General features: G+C 34.3%; 1 protein-coding gene and 1 rRNA gene. One reads left to right on the top strand and one right to left on the bottom strand.

Going from position 1 to position 2,693, the window contains the following annotated elements; translation table 11 throughout:
* On the bottom strand, positions 1 to 1,949 hold a 1,949-nt coding region (locus AC1DJR_RS25395), incomplete at its 3' end, for an efflux RND transporter permease subunit (protein WP_477003801.1).
* Between the two features lie 671 nt (positions 1,950 to 2,620).
* Here AC1DJR_RS25395 and AC1DJR_RS25390 point away from each other — a divergent pair.
* Positions 2,621 to 2,693, top strand: a 16S ribosomal RNA gene (locus tag AC1DJR_RS25390); the annotation flags it as partial.

Below are 2,693 nucleotides of genomic sequence, written 5' to 3'. Positions count from 1 at the left end.
ACGTTAAATTGTAAGTTGTTTCCGCCTCCAGAGTCAGAGTAACTCGTTTTTATATAATCAAGTTCAGCTGGTTCAAAAGTATTATGATCCTTTTTTAATTCTTTAATATATTGGTCGATATTAGATCCTTTTTTAAAGACTACAAATATAGTTGCAAGATTGTTTTGAGTTGTCTGTCCCCATTGTGCATCTTCTGCACTAGATCCCATTCGCAAAATAACATCTGTTACATCAGAATTAGAGAGGAGTTTCTTTTCGAAATCAAAGGCTTTTTGTTTTTTAGCTTCAGAATCATAATCACCTGGAAATGTCATGTTAACGGAAAGCATTGTATCGTCCTCAGACTTTATGTTAGCTTTCGGAAGTAGTATGTAGGCTGCAATTGATCCTGCAAATAATAAAAAAGAAGTGAGTAGAATGATAAACTTATGAGAAAGAGCCCACTTTAATGTAGTGACATATCGCGGTGAAGAATGTGAATTGCGACGTTTTGTTTTTTTGAGCAGTAAAAAAGCCATAAGTGGAACGACCGTTAATGCCACAATTAAGGAAGAAAGTATAGAATACACAACTGCTAACACCATAGGTAACATTAGTTTTCCGATTACTCCCGATACGAGACCGATAGGTAAAAAAACGGCGACTGTCGTTAAAGTAGAAGAGGTAATTGCGACGGCGACCTCTTTTGTTGCATCGAGAATAATATCTTTAGAGAAAGATYCTTTTTGTAAACGACGGAAAATATTCTCGATGACAACGATACTATCATCGACGAGACGTCCAACTGCAACGGCTAAGCCACCAAGRGTTAGAATGTTAAGTGTGATGTTAGATTGATGGAGTAAAAATAGTGTTAATAAAATAGATAATGGAATACTAACGACAGCGATGAGTGTTGTTCGGAAGCTGCGTAAAAAGATTAAGATAATGAGAGTTGCAGCAATTGCCCCAAGGATTACTTCTTTTCCCATACTAGTAACAGCATTTTCAACTTGCTCATGAGTTGAAGCTAAAAGTTTAATAGAGAATTGATCTTTATATTGCTTGCTTATATCTTTAATCTTTTTATCAATCTCTTTTCCGATTGCAACCGCATTTTTACTCGGCTCTTTCATGATGATTAATCCTGTTCCTTCTTCCCCGTTTATGTGCGAGATTGTATCGTAATGTTGTTTTAATTCAATTTGAGCAACATCTTGTAATTTTACTTGAGGTGTAACGGTGATATTTTTTATGTCATTTACATTTTTTATATCCCCGATGACACGAAGATTGTATTCTGCCTTATTAACGGTAATTGCTCCGGCTGGAGTGGAAGTTTCTTTTCCTTGTAAAACTGTTAATACTTGCTGTGATGTTACGTTTTTATCTTTTAGTTGGTTAGGATCAAGTACGATGGATAATTCGGAAGTTGATTTTCCGAAAAACATAACATTGGCAACACCATCAATGCTTTCGAGTTGTGGTACGATTTCTTTCTCAATTTGTTTTTCGTCAGCTTTTGAAAATCCGTTTTGCTTCTGGATGGTAATTTGAGCGAGTGGAATCATAGAAGTGTTTAATTGGCTAACAACAGGTTTAGTTACATCTTTAGGTAATTTAATCGTATTAATTGTTTTTTCGACTTCGCGTGCCGCGTCTTTCATATTTGCCTTGRATGTATATGCAATGTCGATGCGTGATAATCCCTCATGTGTGGAAGAAGTGATGCCATCGATATGTTCTAAATTACGAAATTGTTTTTCAAGGGGGTCAGTTACGTCCTTGGTCATCGTTTCAGCATCGAGCCCTTGAGATAATGTCGTAACAGTTATTGCAGGGTTATCGATGCTTGGTAAAAATTCCATAGGTAATTTAGAGCCGGAATAAACACCGAGTATGGAAATGAGAAAAACCATAATAATAATAGCGGCTCGGTTTTTTAATGAAAATTTTGTTAACCTATCCATAAAATAATTCCTCCATTAGTTTATTTATAGTTTTGTGGGCACTTTCTTACTATATAACAAAAATTGGATATCTTTCATTAATTAAATGTAAAAAAAATCTAACAATAATCTTAATTTAATATTTCGAGGGGAAGTTTGTTATTTGTGGAAGCAAAATTCCTGATTGGAGAGAATAATCAGGAATTAAAGTTTTGCTCTAGTATAGTGGCCAAGTTTTTTGTTACTCTACATTTAAATGATTATTTGTCCTTCTTAAGCAGAACTATAGTAATTATAAAATTAAAAAAGGAGAAGACTAAAGGTTAGGAAGTTATTGTGAAATACTGCCTGGTTGATGATAGTGTATAGTAACTTGTATACAATCAAAATGAATGTTTTTAGTAGAAAGGGTAAGGGTTCTTTCTATAGAAGAAAGTAGGATAGATAACTTTTTGTATTTTTTTATAAAAAATACTTGTTATTTAAAAACCATGATGGTATATTAATAAACGTCGCTGATGCGGAAACGCAAAAAACGACAAAAAAGAAATTCAAAACATAGTTGACATCGAAAAATGAAGATGTTAATATGATGAAGTCGCTTTTGAAGCGGCARACAAGTTCTTTGAAAACTGAACGAAACAAACAACGTGAACGTCAATTTTTATTTTTAGATGCTAGACAAACTAACTTTATTGGAGAGTTTGATCCTGGCTCAGGATGAACGCTGGCGGCGTGCCTAATACATGCAAGTCGAGCGAATGG

Source organism: Bacillus sp. 05T31 (assembly GCF_056396725.1).
The sequence above is the reverse complement of the archived record's forward strand: the minus strand, read 5'-3'. Positions and strand labels throughout refer to the sequence as shown.